The 19,519-nt window shown below is 27.5% G+C and carries 15 protein-coding genes; 1 reads left to right on the top strand and 14 read right to left on the bottom strand.

The features are described 5' to 3' along the window. Positions 1–29: 29 nt before the first annotated feature. The 12 genes from E0D94_RS02805 to E0D94_RS02750 all read right to left on the bottom strand — a co-directional run bounded on the left by E0D94_RS02805 (position 30) and on the right by E0D94_RS02750 (position 15,728). On the bottom strand, positions 30–3,221 hold the full coding sequence (locus tag E0D94_RS02805) for a glucosaminidase domain-containing protein (RefSeq protein ID WP_165442840.1): 3,192 nt from the start codon (positions 3,219–3,221) through the stop codon (positions 30–32). A gap of 124 nt (positions 3,222–3,345) precedes the next feature. Continuing rightward, positions 3,346–4,764, bottom strand: a complete 1,419-nt coding sequence (locus E0D94_RS02800) for a sugar transferase (RefSeq protein WP_130805784.1) — start codon at positions 4,762–4,764, stop codon at positions 3,346–3,348. 22 nt (positions 4,765–4,786) lie between these two features. Continuing rightward, positions 4,787–5,524: a glycosyltransferase family 2 protein gene (locus E0D94_RS02795; protein ID WP_242620471.1), complete on the bottom strand. Its 738-nt coding sequence runs from the start codon at positions 5,522–5,524 to the stop codon at positions 4,787–4,789. 22 nt (positions 5,525–5,546) lie between these two features. Further along, a complete protein-coding gene (locus E0D94_RS02790; protein ID WP_130805782.1) occupies positions 5,547–6,326 on the bottom strand; it encodes a glycosyltransferase family A protein in 780 nt (259 codons plus the stop codon). Continuing rightward, complete coding sequence (locus E0D94_RS02785; RefSeq protein WP_130805781.1) at positions 6,280–7,506, bottom strand: hypothetical protein; 1,227 nt, start codon at positions 7,504–7,506, stop codon at positions 6,280–6,282. The genes E0D94_RS02790 and E0D94_RS02785 overlap by 47 nt, the downstream gene beginning before the upstream one ends. A gap of 12 nt (positions 7,507–7,518) precedes the next feature. Then, on the bottom strand, positions 7,519–8,943 hold the full coding sequence (locus E0D94_RS02780) for a lipopolysaccharide biosynthesis protein (RefSeq protein WP_130805780.1): 1,425 nt from the start codon (positions 8,941–8,943) through the stop codon (positions 7,519–7,521). Between the two features lie 268 nt (positions 8,944–9,211). After that, positions 9,212–12,193, bottom strand: a complete 2,982-nt coding sequence (locus E0D94_RS02775) for an SH3 domain-containing protein (protein ID WP_130805779.1) — start codon at positions 12,191–12,193, stop codon at positions 9,212–9,214. A 102-nt stretch (positions 12,194–12,295) separates the two neighbouring features. After that, positions 12,296–12,964, bottom strand: coding sequence for a Crp/Fnr family transcriptional regulator (locus E0D94_RS02770; protein WP_130805778.1), 669 nt, complete (start codon positions 12,962–12,964; stop codon positions 12,296–12,298). Positions 12,965–13,017: 53 nt separating this feature from the next. Next, a complete protein-coding gene (locus E0D94_RS02765) occupies positions 13,018–13,446 on the bottom strand; it encodes a gamma-glutamylcyclotransferase family protein (protein WP_130805777.1) in 429 nt (142 codons plus the stop codon). Next, on the bottom strand, positions 13,440–14,081 hold the full coding sequence (pcp, locus tag E0D94_RS02760; RefSeq protein ID WP_130805776.1) for a pyroglutamyl-peptidase I: 642 nt from the start codon (positions 14,079–14,081) through the stop codon (positions 13,440–13,442). The genes E0D94_RS02765 and pcp overlap by 7 nt, the downstream gene beginning before the upstream one ends. A 21-nt stretch (positions 14,082–14,102) precedes the next feature. Further along, positions 14,103–15,017, bottom strand: a complete 915-nt coding sequence (locus tag E0D94_RS02755) for a DUF979 domain-containing protein (RefSeq protein ID WP_130805775.1) — start codon at positions 15,015–15,017, stop codon at positions 14,103–14,105. After that, positions 15,018–15,728 (bottom strand): DUF969 domain-containing protein, encoded by a 711-nt coding sequence (locus tag E0D94_RS02750; protein ID WP_207289700.1) that lies wholly within the window; start codon positions 15,726–15,728, stop codon positions 15,018–15,020. It lies immediately after the preceding gene. Positions 15,729–15,939: 211 nt separating this feature from the next. On the opposite strand from E0D94_RS02750, the gene E0D94_RS02745 reads away from it, so the two are divergent. Then, positions 15,940–17,928 (top strand): methyl-accepting chemotaxis protein, encoded by a 1,989-nt coding sequence (locus E0D94_RS02745; protein WP_130805773.1) that lies wholly within the window; start codon positions 15,940–15,942, stop codon positions 17,926–17,928. Positions 17,929–17,975: 47 nt separating this feature from the next. Here the strand turns inward: E0D94_RS02745 and E0D94_RS02740 are convergent, their stop codons facing one another. Next, positions 17,976–18,920 carry a TDT family transporter gene (locus E0D94_RS02740; protein WP_242620470.1) on the bottom strand — a complete coding sequence of 315 codons (945 nt, stop codon included), beginning with the start codon at positions 18,918–18,920 and terminating at the stop codon, positions 17,976–17,978. A gap of 2 nt (positions 18,921–18,922) precedes the next feature. Beyond that, on the bottom strand, positions 18,923–19,414 hold the full coding sequence (locus E0D94_RS02735) for a C-GCAxxG-C-C family (seleno)protein (protein ID WP_130805771.1): 492 nt from the start codon (positions 19,412–19,414) through the stop codon (positions 18,923–18,925). Positions 19,415–19,519 lie beyond the last annotated feature (105 nt).

Genomic DNA, 19,519 nt, shown 5'->3' with positions numbered 1-19,519 from the left:
AATATATCCCCCTATTTTCTTTATGTGTATTATTCTCTATACCTTGGTATATCAAAATGTAGAGTATAATTATTCAAATCGTCATATAAGCTTTTAATATAATATATTTGCTTATACGCCCAACCAATATCTGTTGCATATTGATGAGTTCCTGGTCGTGATGGATTCCATCTCATTTCATAAAGTGTATTTTGTCTACCATTAGGATTATTAACATAATAAGTAGATACAAATTTTGCTCCTCCTAATATTGCTTTTTCTATTGAAGTCCAACCTTCATCAAAAGCACGTTTTGCACCAAATCTTTTAGGATCACTATCATATGCTCCTATTCCAAACATATTGTAAACCGTTGTAATTTGTCCTTCTGCTTTATATGGAGCAATTCCTATATATGATGATTGACTTTTTATAGATGTGCTATTACCATATTTATCCAATAAATATCCTTCTTCATCTATTAACCTTCCTTGTAAATCTATTAATCTTCCTTTAGAATCTATTAGTCTTTTATCTACTCCCCTTATAAAATTCCCTTTAGAATCTATTAATCTTCCTCTAGAATCCACTAAATTACCTGTTGATTCATCAAATATTCTACCTTTTGAATCTACTTTTACTCCTGTTACCCAGTGAGATTTACCTTGCCCCGTTTCTAGTAATGCATGAGATATTAAATATATTTCATTTATATTATTTATTTTACCAGCATTAATAAATGTAGAAGCATGATATTTTAAATCTCCTTTTGTACTTAATAAACTTGAAATATCAGATTCATTTACCCCTGCGCTTTTAGATAAATCCAAAAACTGAAATATTTGATCATTTTCTATTTTTAACTTCTGAACATAACCTCCATGTACCCAACCAATTCTTCCTTTAGCAATAATCTTATGCCATCCATTTTTTTCTTCCAGTTGAGTATAAACATTACCTTCCCACAAAGTAGTTATTTTATTATTATCTTTAACTTCAGGTGTAGTTCTAAAGTTTAATGGTCCAGTTATTATTTTAACTGAATCTAATGTTATTTTATTAAATGTATTTGGGTCTAAAAAGTTTTTAACATCTTCTTTATCAGCATTACTCCATCCATAACCATCATAATCAGTCTGCGGACTTTTACTCATTTGTATAGATAACGCCTCTTCCAAAGTATAATTATAATCACTATAAGATATTATTGTATTTACTCTAAACTCTTTATATAGATGTGCATCTAATATTTTATCGCTATTTTTATCTTTTATATGCACTCCATATAAATAATTTCCTGTTTTTTGAGGATTCCAAATAGCTACATTTTCTTGAGAATAATCTTTTATCATAGTCCATTTCATCGTGCTTAGATCTTTTACCCAAAACTGATATAATACTCCATTTACACTTGTTCCTGTAGCGCTTATCCTATATAAAGACTGACCTTCTAATTCATTTATATTTAATTCTAATAAATTAGCAGGGGGTAATGATCCTATTTTTATATCTTTATATAAATGTACATCTACGTTTTCTAGACTATTTTTATCTTTTACATGTACTCCATATAAATAATTCCCTGATTTTTCTGGAATCCAAGTTGCACTATTTTCTTCTGAATAGTCTTTTAGCATAGTCCATTTCATCGTGCTTAGATCTTTTACCCAAAACTGATATAATACTCCATTATCACTTGTCCCATTTGCTGTTATTGTTAACTTGCTATTTGTATAATTTGTTCCTTCTATTGTAACTTCGTTTATTGATGTAGGTTTTGTATTTATAGTTATATCTTTATATAGATGCGCATCTAATCTTTCATCGCTATTTTTATCTTTTATATGTACTCCATATAAATAATTTCCTGATTTTTCTGGAATCCAAGTTGCACTATTTTCTTCTGAATAGTCTTTTAACACCTTCCAATTGCCTGTTGATTTATCTTTCCTCCAGAACTGATACAACACTCCATTCTCACTTGTACCGTTTGCTGTTATTGTTAACTTGCTATTTGTATAATTTATTCCTTCTATTTTTAATTCTAATAAATTAGCGGGGGGTAATGATTCTACTTTTATATCTTTATATAAATGTACATCTACGTTTTCTAGACTATTTTTATCTTTTACATGTACTCCATATAAATAATTCCCTGATTTTTCTGGAATCCAAGTTGCACTATTTTCTTCTGAATAGTCTTTTAGCATAGTCCATTTCATCGTGCTTAGATCTTTTACCCAAAACTGATATAATACTCCATTATCACTTGTCCCATTTGCTGTTATTGTTAACTTGCTATTTGTATAATTTGTTCCTTCTATTGTAACTTCGTTTATTGATGTAGGTTTTGTATTTATAGTTATATCTTTATATAGATGCGCATCTAATCTTTCATCGCTATTTTTATCTTTTATATGTACTCCATATAAATAATTTCCTGATTTTTCTGGAATCCAAGTTGCACTATTTTCTTCTGAATAGTCTTTTAACACCTTCCAATTGCCTGTTGATTTATCTTTTGCCCAAAATTGATATAATACCCCATTATCGCTTGTCCCATTTGCTGTTATTGTTAACTTGCTATTCGTATAATTTGTTCCTTCTATATTAAGAAAATTTATTGAAGTTGATATAGTTTTTAAATCTTCATTTATCGATTGTTCTCGTATAATAGTTTCTGGCTTAGTTTCTAATTTAGTTTGTTCAATCTCTTCACTTTGTTGAATATGTTTTATATATTCATCTGAATTTATCCATTCTACTATTTCTGATACAATCAAATTATCAGAAATATCTTTATCTGAATATTTTAACAGTAATTGTATATTAGACTTAATTCCTTCTTTTATAGAATTAAATTTAATTAACTGGTTTTCGTCATTTTTTATTCCACTAAAATTATAATTTCGAATCATCTCTAAATTATTTTTATCAAACCAATTAGTTCTATTCATTATATCTTTAAAAACGATTTCTGGATTAACTTCATAGTATATAGATTCTTGTAATACTAAATCTATAAAGTCCTTTAAAGTTATACCTTCTTCTTGATATTGTTGTGGATATTCATTAATATTATTTGTGTTATAATATTCTAATATTTGCTCTTGTGTTATATTATTGTTTTTATGTAATAAATTTAAATCTAAAGCAAATACTTGCACGCTATTTGTAAACAATAATATTACACATAAAACTATTATGTTAAATTTATTTTTTCTAATTTTCTTTTGTATCACCATAATTCCCCCTAAATATATTTATTAAATTTATACCTGACACTATTTTACATTGTATTATCACCTAAATCAATCTATATTCACAAAAAAGATAGGACTTGATTCCTAAATTAGGAATCAAGTCCTATCTTTTTTGTTCTATTTCTATTATACTAGGTTTCATACAAGTTTTAAGATTTTCTTCTTCTAATAATTCATCTACAGACTTACCTTCTTTTATACCTGATGAACTTTCTTTTACAAACATAACTTTTATTGTTTCAAGTATAAGTTTTAAGTCAAGCAAAAATGAATAATTTCTTATATATAATAAATCATATCTTATTTTATTCTCTGGACTAGTTGTATATTTACCCCATACTTGAGCAAAACCTGTAACCCCTGCTTTTACTATCACACGATATTTAAAATCAGGAATATCTTTTATAAACTCTTTTGCAAAATATTCTCTTTCAGGTCTTGGTCCTACTATAGACATATCCCCCATAAGTACATTAAATAACTGAGGCAATTCATCAAGTCTAGTAGAACGAAGTATTCTGCCTAAAGGAGTAATACGAGGATCTTTTTCAGTTGCAAGTGTTGGTCCTGTATGTTTTTCTGCATCTACTATCATTGTCCTAAATTTATATAAATTAAATGTCTTATTATCTCTTGTAAGTCTTTCTTGAGAAAATAATATATTTCCCCCATCATATAATTTTATTACTATAGAAACTATTATCATTATGGGCCAAGTAAGTAACAAGCCTATAACCGAAATAAATAAATCCAATGTTCTTTTCATAAATCTTTTCTCTAACGACATATAAAGTGAATCAATTTTAAATGTAGGTATATCATCAAATTGTTCTATACTGGCATTATATAGTGATATTTCTGATAAAGATGGAACTAAATAAGAAGTTTTATCCATTTCTATACAATAAGTTATAATTTCATCTTTTATATGACTCTCTATACCTGGAGCAATTATAACTTCGTCTACTTTATCAATATATTTATACATTTCATCATCTAATTTATTACATATATACTTTATATTCATATGATTTTTAGAATTAATAAGAACTTTTTTTAATACAATATCACTATCTGATTTATTTCCTATTATCATTGCATCTTTTTTTCGATTAACTTTTTGTACTCTTTTCCAAACTATTGTAGTCCAAATAAATACTGTTATAACTTGTAATATTGAAGATATCATAAGCACAGAACGAGGAAATGATAAAGTTCTTGCTAAAAAAAGTATCGCCACCGTAGTTACATTTATCATTACAAGTGAAATCATAGAAGAATATATAATGTCTAAATATGATTTTTTAAATATAGCAAATACATCATTAACATAGAAAAATACTAATGACGTTATTATTAAATATGGTATTATTTGATAGAATTGACGTATATGCTTTGGACTTATAATTCTATTAAATTTAAAATAAAACGCTATATAATAGGCTAAAATAATCAAACCTATATTAACACCTATTAACAATGCCTTATATAAGGCACCATCTCTTTTCCTTTTTGTTTTCATGATTTTTTCCTTTCTTTAAGGTTTAAATTCGTTTTTTTATTGCATTAAACACATAAAATATAAATACATATATAGATTTAGAAAGTGATAATTTTTCTAAATTTCTATATGTATTCCATGTTCTTTTTAGAGCCTTTATCTTACCATGAGATATTGATCCTTTTACTATTCTATACTTTGCAAGTGGTTTTTGCAACCCATATGCAATATGTCCTTTCTTTAGTATAGATAACCATGTTGCTGTATCTTGACCAGCACGAACTAAAGGCATTCTAAAATCTCCTACTTTTTCTCTATCTATCATAACTGTAAGACAACCTATTATAGTATTTTTAAGTAATCCTTCATAATCAATCTTTTTTGGAGCTGTTACTATCTTGTTTAAATCCTTTCCCTCTTCATTTATAAGGGAATATGAAGTAAAAGAAAATGCTATATCTTTATTCTTCATAAAATTTAATTGCTCTTCTAATTTTGTATTGGTCCACAAATCATCACTATCTAAAAAACAAATATATCTCCCAGTAGCAAGCTCTATACCTTTATTTCTAGCAACTGCAGCTCCAGAATTCTTATCTAATCTAGAATATTTTATTCTTTTATCTTTATCAGTATATTTTTTTATGACTTTTCTTGAACTATCTGTAGAACAATCATCTATAAGTATCATTTCAAAATCTTTATATGTTTGAATAAGTACTGAATTTATTGTTTCATCTATTAGTTTTTCTGCATTATATACTGGTGTAATTATTGACATAGTAGGCATATTATCATTCCTATCATTTTTTAATTTTTTTGTAATCTTTTAAGCCATTATACATAAGTTTAATAAACCGAATCAAGCTATATTTTTTATTATATTTTTTATATTTTTTCAGAGAAAAAACTAGTATTAAAATATATGCTAAATTTCCATATAATCTATAAAAAAGCGCTCCCTTTGAAAATATATTTTTATAATTCCATATTGATGTAGAAGTCTCACCTGGGTGTTCTACTATTACTAAAGGATAGTACATGATTTTTAGACCTTTATCTAATGAATCTTTCAAAAATATATTTTCTTCTCCAGATAAATATAAAGCATTGAGACCAAAATCTTCATCAAATCTTATATTATTTTCTATTATGCTTTTTCTTCTAAAAGCTATTTCTATTGATGATACTTTTGCTAGAGATAGTTTATCATGTATAAATGGTTTATCTTTATAATTTTTATTTGTATTTCCATCATATTTATCATATTTGAATGTAAATATGTGTATATCAGGATAAGCTTTAAATATCTCTTCTATTTGTTTAAATATACCCTTTTTAAATTTTACATCATCATCTGTTATTATACAAATATCTTCTGTAGCATTTTCTATAGCTCTATTTCTACTTTTAGATAATCCTATTTCTTTAAAATTCATCATTTTTATATTATTTTCTTCTATTATATCTCTGTTATCAGTTTGATTTATTATGAGTGTTTTAGTTTCTAAATTTTTATCCTGTAGGGTTAATTGGTCAATTTTTAATATATCTATGGAAGACATTAAAACTTCTACTGCCATTTAAATTCTCCTTTTTGTCACTAAATATTAAAGGTATCAACATTATAATAGCTGTGTATCTATGCCTTACCCCTCCTGTGAAGAAATATTCAAACATACTACTTAGTGCTATGATAACTATTAATGTAAATATCCAAAATACATTTTTATATGTATATCTTAAATTAATTAAAAATAAAGTCAAAACCACTATAACATATATTGCATCTATAGTATAAGCTATTGAATTTAAAAAATCATATTCTACGAGTATCGGAAACGGAGTTAGTAAAAATTGTATTATAAGCGCTGGATAGTCCTTAAATAATTCAATCCAATTTGACCAATCTACTTCAGGATATACAGTTCCTTTGTCTAGATATCTGTTTCTTTGCATATTTCGAAAATCTCTAAGTGATATTGCATTCAAACCAATACCTAAGAATTTAGAAGTAAACCAATTAATTGTTTTATACATAAATGGCGATAAAAATGTTATAAACCCAATTTTATATTTTATATACTTCTTATTAGAAAATACTAATTTAATAATATATATTAAAAAACAAAATACAATATATTGAATTCTAAATATTACAACTAATATGGATCCCAATATCAAAACTAAATTTATCTTTTCCTTTTTCATTACTCCTATTAAAAATATAGAAAAAGAAAATATAAAATATGACTCTCTTAATAAAGTGAGGGCATATATAATAGATACTGGGTAGATTGCACTAAATATTAAAAATAATCTTTGATTTTTAATTGTTACCTTATCCTTTTTATAAATCATAAATGACTTCCACAATAATAATATTCCAATTTGATTTATGATTGCATTGAATAATAAATATATTCCTATATTATTAAAACTAAATAAATATACAGTTCTACTAAATAATCCAAAACCTCTGCTTAATTCTATAGGAGATATAAAACTACCACTATTATTTAAAAAATTGTAGTAAAGCTCTGTATCAGGAAAAAGTGGAATATAATCAAACTTTATATCTCCTATAAGAAGAATAAAATAGACGCCAAGTATTGTTATAAAATAGTATTTGTTAAATTTATCATCTTTTAAAAGCAATTTCTTTGATATAAATGTAAGTAAGAAAAAGAATATTACTAAATATATTATCATAGAAAATATTTGTAAAAAATCTAAGTTTATATTTTCATAATAAGGCTTCATGAAATCATCTCTCTATCTCTTTATAATTTTTATAATCTTTTTTAACTCTATCATATTTACAATAATAACTAAAGATATAATAAAATACAATAATTTAAACATAAAATTAATAAATGAAATATTTGATTCAAATAAATATATTATTATAGGATTTAAACTTAATAAGTATATCATTATTAATTTAATATATTTAAATGAAAATTTATACTTGATCTTTATAATCACAAAATAAATCGTCACTGATAATATAAATGATAGTATCGTACTCCAAACTGATACCATTACTCCAAATCTAGGGATAAATATTATATTTACCATAATATTTATTAAGGCTGATACTGCACTTACTACTGATGTATATTTATTATCTTTGAAATGGAAAAGAAATAAAGATAAGTAGTATACAAAGCCTTGAAGAACTGAAGATGATATTATATATGGTAAATAGTCAACTGTATTATAATAATTTTCCGGAAATACAAAATATATTATTTCTTTTGAAAAAAGTTGTCCTACAAGTGCAACTACTGTAAGTCCTGCTATAAATCCCTCTATTGTATTTGTAAGTGAATTATCCTGCTTATTCTTTTCTATTTTATCATAAAATACTGGAGTCCATGCATTTATAAATGAATCTATAAATACTAATAATATAAGCCCTCCTGTATATGCTAAACTATAATGCCCTACTACTTCAAGTGATATATATTTTGCAAGTATAACTCTATCACTATAATTTATAAGTGTACCTAAAAGTCCTGTAAGTATCATAGGTGTACCTATTGCCAAAGAGCCTTTTAAAAAATCTAATCTAAACTTAGGTTTAATTTTAGATATATATTTTATATAATGAACTAATATCAAGAACATTTTTCCAGATAGTATACCTAGTACTCTACCCTTTACTCCCATATTGAAATTAATAATAAGTAAAAATGTAAGTCCAAAGTTAACTAGAAAGCTGAGTATACTACCTAATCCTATTCTTTTATATTTCTTTTCCATTTGGAAATAGCTTATTGCCATAAATAAAATAGCATCTAATGCTCCTAATACTATATATATCTTTACATATGAAAAGTTTATTTCATTTAAATCAAATATATATCCCCATAAAATTTTTGCTATATTATTACTTAAGAGAAAATAAACAGCTATAGAAAGTAGTATTATAAAAGTATTTAATGTAAATATATAACTTCCTATAGTTTCATTTCTCTTATTTAAATTATAGTTTCTCATCTGAGCTACATTTAATCCACATATTAATATTGTTGACATTATTTGAACTATAGGTGTAAGTGCTCCTATTATTCCATACTCTGTTGGTGTTAAATATCTTATTAGAAGAGGAAGTATAAGTATACTTCCTGCTTTTGTAAGTATTCCTGATATTGTATATATGCTAGTACCTTTTAATAAATCTTTATTAGCCATAGTTTTTCCTCATTTTGATCTTAATTTTATATGTATTAAATATACTTATTTTTTATTTTATTCTAAATATACTAAAAGTCAATCTTTTAATAAATTAAAAATGATAGAATCACATGATTCTATCACTTCACACTATTTCACTATCTCTTTTAAATATTCCCTAAAATCACCTTTTAAATCAGAAATCTTTGTATATATTGTACCTTATATATCAATCTAAAGCAATATTCACAAAAATAAATCCCCTCAAATTGAGGGGATTATAGAACTAATTTTTCACACCATACTTTGGTATTTCAAATCTAAGTGTATAGTCATCACATAGTTCATATAGTTCTTTTATTTTTCTTGTTTGTTTTGATGCCCAACCTATATCTGTTGCATATTGATGTACTCCTGGAGAATCTGGATTCCATTTCATCTTATATAATGTGTCTTGTTTGTAGTTTGAATTGTTTACATATTTCTCTGATATAAATTTTGCTCCCCCTATTATTGCTTGTTCTGGAGTGAACCAACCAGATTTATATGCATATTGACTTCCACCACCTATAGGATTTGAATCATATGCTCCTATTCCATACATATTATATACTGTTTTTCCATTTACATTTACACCTGTTGCAAGTGTTGACTTACCATATCCTGTTTCTAACAATGCATGTGATATTAGGTATATTTCATTTATATTATATTTTCTACTTGCTTCTATAAATGCTGCACCTTTACCTTCAAGTATTCCTTTACCTTTTAATATATTGTTTAATTGAGATGCATCAAGTCCACTACTTCCTGATAATACTAAGAATTGATACATTTCTTGTGGAGCTTTATTTGAATTAGATGTATAATCGCCTGATACCCAACCTACTATTCCATTTACTTTTATCTTGTACCAGCCATTTTGCTCTCCTAATACAATATATATTTCATCTGCTTTAACTTGAGAAAGTAATGATCCACTTTCACTTGGTTTATTTCTTACATTTAATACTGATGCATCTACTTTAATAGAGTAAAGATTACCTGTTTCTCCTCTACTTACTGTATGTGCTTCTTCTTCTCCTTTAAGATAACCACCATGTACCCAGCCAACTACTTTTCCTGTATCTATTTTATACCATCCATTATGTTCTTCTATTGGTTTATAAACTTCACCATATTTTACTTGGTCTATAACAGATGTAGATGTAGTATAGCTTTCACGTACATTTAATACTGATGCTGTAACTGTCATTTTATCAAATAAACTTGTATTTGAATTTGCTCTATAACTTGTACTTACATATCCTCCATGTATCCATCCTGCTGCTTTTCCTGTATTTATTTGATACCAACCATCTTTTTCTCCTAATATTGTATAAACTTGTCCACCTTCAACTTGATCTACTACTGATGTGCTAGTTGTATTACTTTCACGTACATTTAATATTGGAGTAGTTATTTTTAATTGGCCTACTATGTCATATGAGTATTCTCTATCTGAATTTTGGATGAAATTTTCTGGATTTAAATATTTATCTACATCTGGTAAATTTGCTGTAGTCCATCCATATCCATATTTATCTGTTTGAGGATCTTTGTTCATTTGTGTAAGTAAAAAGTCTTGGAAACTTTTACTATAGTTTATATTTTGATATATTATATTTCCTACTACAGAATGAGCTATTTCACTAGTGACTACTCTAGTTGTTCCTTTTATTCTAGCATTTACTCTAAATACATAATTACCTCTTTGTGTTGGAGTAAATACTAAAGTATTATCTAATGAATAGTCCTTTTGTTTTTTCCAACTTCCATCATTTCGCTTTGCAAAATATTCATATTCCACATTTCCCATATCTGATAATGCTGTGATTGTTATAGGAACATTTATATATGTGTTTTTTTGTTTATCTTTTGAAATATTTATTTGCTGTAGGGAATCTTTTACAGTATGAGTTATTTGTTTTGAAATAACTTCTGTTGTTCCTTTTATCCTAGCATTTACTTTTATAGTATATGTACCAGAATTTTTTAGTGTGTAATTTATACTATTAGTTGTGCTATAACTTTTTAATTTCGTAAATTCACCATTTGGAACTTTTACTAAATATTCATACTCTACATTTTCACTTCCTACTGCTTCTACTTTTATATTTAAAGTATCATTTATATATGTACTTTCTTTATCCTTTGTAATAATTATATCTTCTAATTCTTCTTTTGGCTTTTCTGGTTCTACAGGTTTTTCAGGTTCTGTTTCACCTTCTATTTTCTTTACATATCCACCATGAACCCATCCTGTTAACTTACCTGTATTTATTTTATACCAACCATTTTTCTCATCTAATGGCTTGTACTTTCTTCCTTCATATACTTGAAATATTCTAGTATAATTAGTTGAAGGTCCTGTTCTTACATTTAATATTGGTGTATCTATTATTATTTCTTTTGGCAATTCTTTGTCAGGTACATCTGGATTTTCTGGCTCTGTAGGTTTTTCTACTTTTGCTTTTTGTACATAATCACCATGAACCCATCCTGTTACTTTGCCTGTGTTTATTTTATACCAACCATTTTTCTCATCTATTGCTTTGAATTTTTGGCCCTTGGATACTTGACTTATTCTTCTATAGCTAGTTGAAGGTCCTGTTCTCACATTTAATCTTAATGCTGTAACTTTTAATTCTGTATATGTTCCTGATGGTGGTTTTGGTTTATCTGGTTTATCTGGTTTTTCAGTACTTACATTTTGTACATAATCACCATGAACCCATCCTGTTACTTTACCTGTATTTATTTTGTACCAGCCATTTTTCTCATCTATTGGTTTAAATTTTTGACCCTTGGATACTTGACTTATTCTATAACTATTTATTGTAGGTTTTAATCTCACATTTAATCTTGTTGCTGTAACTTTTATCTCAGGATAATTTTGGGTAGGAATAGCCATCACATAATCACCATGAATCCATCCTGTAACACTACCTGTCCTTATTTTGTACCATGACCCATTTTGGTCATATACTGTATAGACTTGTCCAACTCTTACTTGTGAAATCCTTTTAGAGTTGATTGTAGGCTTTTGTCTTACGTTTAATACTTGTGTTGTAACTTTTACATCTTTTATACTTGTTCCTGTTGCATAAGATATTCTAGGTGATAATATTTCAGAAAACTTGTTTTGTGACTCTTCTTTTATATCACCATTTGAAGCTGCAAACAATACAAGCATACCAGATGTCAGTATTAATACTTTTCCTTTCAAGATATCCCTCCTTTAGTTGACATTTTACAAATTAAAACATAATATTACATCTGTAATCTTATTGTAACATTATTCCCAGTTTAAGTCACTAGGCAATGTGAACTAAAGGGATAATTTTTCTAATTTTTTCATATTTATTATTACTATTTTTTTATCTTCTATATCTATTATGTTTTTTTCTTTAAGCATATTTAACCCTCTTGTAACAGTTACTCTTGATACCCCCATTAATTCTGCTATCTCTTGATGAGTTAGGGATATATCTATTATATTTTTACCATTGATTTTCATACCCTGTTGTATATATAGTCTAAGTATTTGATTTGAAAGAGCAGATAATGAATCACTAAAAGCTAAACTTTTCAATTGAAGCATTATTATTCTAAATTTCCTTGATGAACTATATAAGAAATATCTATATATTTCCGGATTATTTTCTAAAGCTTTTTCTAAGTTTTCCTTGTTTATTATTGAAATACATGTATCTGTCATTGCTATAGATGTACTATTTATATCTCCACCGCCAAAGTAATCTACTTCTCCTATTACTTCTCCTCTTTGAAGTATATATAGTAATTTTGATGCACCATTTTCATTTATAATACTCTGTTTTACTTTACCATCTACTACTATGGCTATGTATTCTGATGTAGGAGTTGATATTAAACTATTCTTTTTATAGTATTTTATTACTCCTTTGTCTATTAAGTTATCTATAAAAAAGTTTCTCATTTTTTCTTGCATTTCTCTATCAAATATTTTGTCTTGCATATCACTCACCTATTTCAAAAAATGTTTAGTAAAAGGAGATGCTAATGCATCTCCTAAATAATTCTTCTACTTTTTACTTCCATATACTCTCTCCAACTTCCTGAAGGAATATATATTTTTTCTGCATTTCTATTTTCTATGTTTTTTAAATTGAAACTATATACATATGCTTTTAATATTTTTTGACTATCTAATAGTTTTATATCCTTTATAACTCTATTATATTCATTTAATTCTGAGTTTTTTTCTATATATCCTTCTAATGTATCTAATGATACTAAATTTTTTTCAAAATCTTTTATTTCTATTAATTCACCAAATACATCATCATCGCCTTCTAAAAGTGCAGGATAACCTCTGTTTTCCAAATGATATAATTTTCCTTTTACTTTTGCAAGTTTACGTGATTTTATTTTATTCTTTAGGTAATTGTTATAATTGAAAAAACCCTCCATCAAACTACCATATACAAATATTAACAAATAGTTCCTCCTGTAACTTCTATATCTTCATCATTTTTTATTGCTGCTTCAACAAAATACTCAAGCCCCTTTGTTATATCTTCAAGTGACATTGATGGAGTATTTTTTTTATCTATTACTTGTTCTGCTATGAAAGGAACATGTATAAATCCACCTTTCATTTCAGGATATTTTTTTTCTATTAGATATAGTAGTCCATACATTATATGGTTACATACAAATGTTCCAGCTGTATTTGAAACTGCTGCAGGGATATTGTTATCTTTTGCATTTTTAACCATTGTCTTTATAGGTAATTCTGCAAAATATGCATTTTGTCCATCTTCATATATTATTTTATCTATTGGTTGATTGTCTTTATTATCAGGAATACGTGCATCATCTATATTTATTGCTACTCTTTCTACAGATAATTCATATCTCCCTCCTGCTTGTCCTATGCATAGTGTTATATCTGGTTTTTCCATGTCTATTGCTTGTTGTAATTTATCTATTGAATCTCTAAAAACTGTAGGAATTTGAACTTTTACTATTTCTGCTCCTGCTATTTGATCTTTCATATTTTTCACTGCAAGCCATGCTGGATTTACCTTTTCTCCTCCAAATGGATCGAATCCTGTAATTAAAACTTTCATCAAATCATCCTTTCTTTTATATTAAAATGCCAGTGTATACATAAGTACTATGTGTATTACAAGCATTGTAAGTGCAACTGGCACTTGTGATATTATTACTCTATTTTTATTTTTAGTTTCAAGTATTGCTGCTGGAACTACATTGAAATTAGCAGCCATTGGAGTCATAAGTGTTCCACAATATCCTGCTGTAAGTGCAAGTACTCCTGCCACTGCTGGATTTGCCCCTTGAGCAAAAACAAATGGTAATCCTACACCTGCTGTTATAACTGCAAATGCTGCAAATGCATTTCCCATTATCATTGTAAATAAAGCCATTCCCACGCAGTATGCTATTACTCCTGCTAATATATTTCCTTCTGGTATTATGCCAAATATTCCATTAGATATTACTTTTCCTACTCCTGCTGCATTAAATAATGCTCCAAGTGCAGCTAAAAGCTGTGGTAATATACTTGCTGAGCCTACTTGTTGTAAAAGACGTGAGCCATCATGACTTACATATTTTACATTTGTTTTTGTTGTTAAAAGTGCAAATACTGTAGCTATAATTGCACCAAATCCAAGTCCCACTAATCCTCCTAAAGAAGTGAATTGTGCTACTCCAAATGCTACTACGGCTATGGAAAGTGCTGGTATAAATATTTTATTTCCTATTTGTTTTGCTTTTTCTTCTCTAAATTCTTCTGTAGAATTTTTAAGACTACCAAATGTCACTTGTTTTGTGGCAGTTAAAAGTCCCATGAATAATAGTAATGACCCTATTAGTACTGGTGGTACATATGGTCCAAATATAAATATAAGTCCTAATAATCCCCAAAATATTGTTGTTCCCATTTTCTTTGGGTGATTTTCATCTTTAAATGCCATAATACCTGCCATAAATGCTACAAATCCTGCTAATATATAAATTCCTTCTAATAATATATCTACCATTTATTCCACCTCATTTCTATTTGTTATATTTGTACTTGTATTTTGATTTTGTACAGTTTGTAATCTAGTAAGTTTTTTATCCAATAAATAATACTGAACTACTGCTACTAAAAATGCTACTATTGCTACTGGTATTGCTGCTTTTGATACAGCAAGCGGTGTAACTGTAATACCTAATTCATCAAGTGTTCCAACTACAAGTAATACTCCACCAGATGCTATAAATACATTTTGTCCATAAAAATTACCATAGTTTTCTGCTGATGCTGAATACCCTTTTAATTGTTCTAATTGTTCCTCTGAAAGTTGCCCATATTTATTTTCTGCTGCTCCTTGTGCCATTGGAAGTATTAATGGTCTAATAAATTGAACATGTCCTCCAAGTCTTAACGACAAAGCCGCTGCAACTTCTCTTATAAATACATAAATCATAAGAACCTTTCCTGCTGTCATAGAACTTAGCTTCTTTATTAGATATGCTGCTCTTTCTCTTAATCCATTTCTTTCAAGTATACCTATTACTGGAAGTGTAAGTAAAAATATTGTCATATATCTAGTATTTATAAAAGCTTCTCCAAGTGTTGATAATATTTCTGTAAATCCAAGTCCTCCAACTAAACCTGTAACTATTCCTGCTACTAATACTACTGCTATAGTATCTAGTTTTAATATAAATCCTATTACTATAATTAGAATACCTATTAATTTAATCATATGATTTCTCCCTTCTTTTCCGTTTTTTATATCTTATCGTAATATTTAATTACTTTCTGTATAACAGTATACAATTTTTGAATTATTTGAATATTCTATTCTTATAAATACTCTTTAACATTTTTCAACATTTTTCGACAATAAGTTAAAGTTATAATTAAAAAAGTCGATATATTATATATCTAAAAATATGAAAAGGGGTGACCGTTTGAAAAGTATAAAAACAAAATTAATAGTTTATTTTGCAATATTAATAATTATTTCATCTATTTCTCTAGGGCTGTTTTCAATTATGACTGCTCAAAATTCAGTAACTAATGAAGCAGAAAAAGGACTTAATAAATTTGCAAATGAAGGTGCAAAGCTTACAAATAGTAGAATAAATGCTTCTAAAAGTATAATTGAAATGGTAGCTGGAATAGAAGATATTAAAAGCATGGACTTAGATTTACAAATGAGTGCTTTACGATCTCAAATAGACAACATAGATTTTCTAGCACTTGGTATTGTATATCCTGATGGTAATACATATTATCATGATGGAAGTACAGCTGAATTAGGTGATAGAGATTATGTTAAAAAAGCTTTCAATGGAGAGACAAATATATCTGATGTTTTAATAAGTAGAGTTACAAAGGAACCTGTTATGATGTTTGCAACTCCTATAAAGAACAATGAAGAAATAGTAGGCGTATTAATTGGTCGTAGTGATGCAAATATTTTAAGTACTATTACAAAAGATATGGTATATGGAAAAGAAGGCTATTCTTTTATGATTGACAAAAATGGAACTATAATTGCACATCCAGATAAAGAAAAAGTTTTAAATTCTATTAATCCAATAGAATTATCTAAACAAGATGAAAGTCTAGAAAGTACTGCCGATTTATTTTCTAATATAATTAAAAATGAATCTGGGATTGAAAACTTTTATGATAATGGTCATGAATTTTATGTGGCATATGAAAATATAGAAGGTACTAATTGGCATATTGCTGTTACTGCAGATGAAGATGAAGTTTTAGAAAGTATACCTAAACTTCAAAATAATATATTTTATCTTACATTAATAATTTTAGCTATTAGTATAATTATTACATATTTAATGGCAAAATCTATTGTTAAACCTATTATAAGTATTACTAAATATTCAGATAACATTGCTAAATTAGATATGACTGAAGATGTTCCAGAAAAATTATTACAAAGAAAAGATGAAACAGGACGACTTGCAATTGCTCTTCAAACTGTTTCTAAAAATTTAAAAAATGTTATAACTGAAATAAGTAAGTCAGCTGAAAATTTAGCAGCATCATCAGAACAACTTACTGCTACTTCTGAACAATCAGCTACTGCAATAGATGAAGTTGCAAGAACTGTAGAGCAAATTGCAATAGGAGCAAATGATCAAGCTAAGAACACTGAAGATGGTTCTATGAAATCTATGGAGCTTGGGCAAATAATTGAAGATGATAGGGATTTTATTCAAAATGTAACTACATCTACATTTAAGGTAAAAGGTTTTATAAATGAAGCTTTAGGAGAGATGGAAAAATTAAGTTCTATATCCCAGTCAACTAAAACTGCTACTGAAAAAGTTAGAAGTGGTATAATTACAACTAATGAAAGTGCAAAGGAAATTGATAAGGCAAGTAGTGCTATAAGTGACATTGCAGAACAAACTAATTTACTCGCTCTTAATGCAGCAATAGAAGCTGCACGAGCAGGAGAAGCTGGACGTGGTTTTGCTGTTGTAGCAGATGAAATAAGAAAACTTGCAGTACAATCAAATGAATCCACTAACCTTATAGATAAAATGGTAACTGAACTACAAAACAATTCAAATAGTTCTGTAGACATAATGGAAAATATGACTTCTATATTAGAAGAACAAGCTCAAAGTATTGAAAAGAACAAAGAAAAGTATTCACTTATTTCTGAAGCTACAGATGAAGCTCAGCTAGAAGTAGAAAAATTAAATGAATTAGGTAATATGATGGGAATGAAAAAAGATGAAATAATGACTTCACTTGAAAGTCTATCTGCTATTGCAGAAGAAAACTCTGCTTCTACTGAAGAAGTATCTGCTAGTATGGAAGAACAAGCTGCTAGTATAGCACAAGTTGCATCAGCTAGTGAAAGTTTATCAGAACTTGCAAATGATTTACAAAATATAATTCAAAAATTTAAAGTATAAACTAATAAGACTTGGGATAATTCCCAAGTCTTATATTATGTTTATTTTTATTTGGCTACCTTTGGTGTTATAACTGGTTTTGTTGCGTTTACCATATGAAGTAAATATCTTAATAATACATATCCTACCATAAATATTGCCCAAAAGGTTTCAAATTTTGCTATAAAATTTATTATATTTGAGCCATCTCCACTTACCATGAGATATTTACTTACCATATTCATCCCTATAGCAGATATTACAAATGGAAATGTAAATGCTGAATAGCTTGGATAAAATTTCAACTTTAACATTTTAGGCATTAACAAAAGTCCATAAACTGTCATTATTATTGCTAAAGCTGATAAAACCATTATCATATTTAAACTTTTTTGTTCAAATGAACTCATATATCCTGCAAGTAATAGGCTTGCTGGTGCTGCAAAAATTATAGTTAGTGGTTGAGCAGGTTCTGGTATATTTTTTATTTTAATTACTCTATATAATACTATTGGTATCAAAGGTAAATAAGCTACTAGTCCATACCAAAATATTATACGACCTATATTTGATAAGCCATATGCTGGTGCTGTTACACTTCCCACTACTATTCCTACAAAAAGTACAAAATAACTTGCAAATACTTTTTTTATATTAAAGTTGAATATAAATTTACTTGTAAAATATAACATTAAACTAATATTAAGTACTAAAGCAAATATCCATATCCCAAATGCTATATTTGGTAAGTTTGGTTTTATATATGTTGATAAAATCATCATCCCCATAGGATAGGTTGCAAGTACTCCTGAAACTGCTGGATTATTCAAGGCTTCTTTTAATTGATTTGGAACTATCAATATTTTTACAGTAAGCATTATAAATATAATAGCAGATATACTACCTAAAAATAATCTATATCCTGCTCCAAAAGGTGCTATCAAATTACCAAGTGCAGAAAGTCCTAACATTAGTCCACAAATTGGTATTGGTAGTTTTTTTATTAAATTCATCATTAGCAAACAGCTTCCTTTTCCTTGTCAAGATCTACTAAATTTAATTCTCTTACTATTATTCTTGCTGCTGTTTCTGCTATTTCCCCTGTAAAAGATATACATTGTGCTTTATGCTCTCCCGAAGCCATATCCATTCCTTTAGTATGCACGCTACAACATAAAACTTTATGATTTTTTCTAAATTCACCTTGTAATTCATTTGCAAGTTCTAAAGTCTTAACACTCTTTGGATCCTGTGGATTTGTTCCTTCTTTTCTTCCAAAGAAATATCCCATCATCATTACTCCACCAGATACTGCTCCACATACACATTTTGATTTTCCTATACCTACTGGAAATCCTGAAGCCATTGCTATCATTTCCTCCGGCATATCTATACCAAAGTTATTTCTAATAGATGCTACTACTGCTTCAGAACAATAAAATTCTCCTCTTCTAAACATTCCTTCTGCATCTTCTCTTACTTTTTTTATACTTATTTCTTTATTCATTTCATTACCCCCATTTAAGATTTCATCTATATTAATTATAGATAATATCATGTTAATATTCTATCATTATAGAACCTTTTTATAGGTGATATGATAATTATAGAT

It is taken from the genome of Senegalia massiliensis (assembly GCF_900626135.1).
Taxonomy (GTDB): domain Bacteria; phylum Bacillota; class Clostridia; order Tissierellales; family SIT17; genus Anaeromonas; species Anaeromonas massiliensis.
This window is presented reverse-complemented; position numbering and strand designations above follow the sequence as displayed.

Coding starts and splice junctions, on each gene's coding strand:
- E0D94_RS02800 (WP_130805784.1), bottom strand. CDS start 4,764: ATGAAAACAAAAAGGAAAAGAGATGGTGCCTTATATAAGGCATTGTTA.
- E0D94_RS02795 (WP_242620471.1), bottom strand. CDS start 5,524: ATGTCAATAATTACACCAGTATATAATGCAGAAAAACTAATAGATGAA.
- E0D94_RS02790 (WP_130805782.1), bottom strand. CDS start 6,326: ATGGCAGTAGAAGTTTTAATGTCTTCCATAGATATATTAAAAATTGAC.
- E0D94_RS02785 (WP_130805781.1), bottom strand. CDS start 7,506: ATGAAGCCTTATTATGAAAATATAAACTTAGATTTTTTACAAATATTT.
- E0D94_RS02780 (WP_130805780.1), bottom strand. CDS start 8,943: ATGGCTAATAAAGATTTATTAAAAGGTACTAGCATATATACAATATCA.
- E0D94_RS02770 (WP_130805778.1), bottom strand. CDS start 12,964: ATGCAAGACAAAATATTTGATAGAGAAATGCAAGAAAAAATGAGAAAC.
- pcp (WP_130805776.1), bottom strand. CDS start 14,081: ATGAAAGTTTTAATTACAGGATTCGATCCATTTGGAGGAGAAAAGGTA.
- E0D94_RS02755 (WP_130805775.1), bottom strand. CDS start 15,017: ATGGTAGATATATTATTAGAAGGAATTTATATATTAGCAGGATTTGTA.
- E0D94_RS02740 (WP_242620470.1), bottom strand. CDS start 18,920: ATGAATTTAATAAAAAAACTACCAATACCAATTTGTGGACTAATGTTA.
- E0D94_RS02735 (WP_130805771.1), bottom strand. CDS start 19,414: ATGAATAAAGAAATAAGTATAAAAAAAGTAAGAGAAGATGCAGAAGGA.